This window comes from Bacillus sp. DJP31 (genome assembly GCF_049310945.1).
Lineage (GTDB): Bacteria > Bacillota > Bacilli > Bacillales > SA4 > Bacillus_BS.
Genome location: NZ_JBMERO010000115.1, coordinates 1 through 526 on the forward strand (window position 1 = coordinate 1; position 526 = coordinate 526).

Genomic DNA, 526 nt, shown 5'->3' on the forward strand with positions numbered 1-526 from the left:
ACCCATTCCGAACACGGAAGTTAAGCTCTTCAGCGCCGATGGTAGTTGGGGGACTCCCCCTGTGAGAGTAGGACATTGCCAAGCAAAAAGATGAAGAAGTGGCTATTTATAGCTGCTTCTTTTTTTATGTATAGCCCGAAGGGCTAGTTCATTACATAAAATATGTACAATCATATTATAAAAAACTGTGAGGATCTGAACGAATGAAGCTGACGAAAAGATTCGCCGCTCATTTTAGAACGAAACCGAAAACGGAAGGTAAGTTCAAGCGCCGATGGTAGTTGGGGGACTCCCCTTGTGAGAGTAAGACATTGGAAAATAGGAACTAGGCTTATTTTTCGATCCGATGAAACAGAAAACGATATACCTGTTTATTGAAAGAAGTGGTGAATCTATGGGTGTGCTTATGCAGGGTGGAGTATGGAAAGAACACAATCAGAACACCTTACGCAGGAGGTAATATCAAATGTTAATGGAATGTATTTGTCAACCTAAACATGTACACTTTCGCTTGTTTAAAGATGCA

At 40.9% G+C, this 526-nt stretch carries 1 rRNA gene; it reads left to right on the top strand.

Annotated features, from left to right (window positions below):
- A 5S ribosomal RNA gene (gene rrf, locus ACOI1C_RS22765) occupies positions 1-84 on the top strand; the annotation flags it as partial.
- Positions 85-526 lie beyond the last annotated feature (442 nt).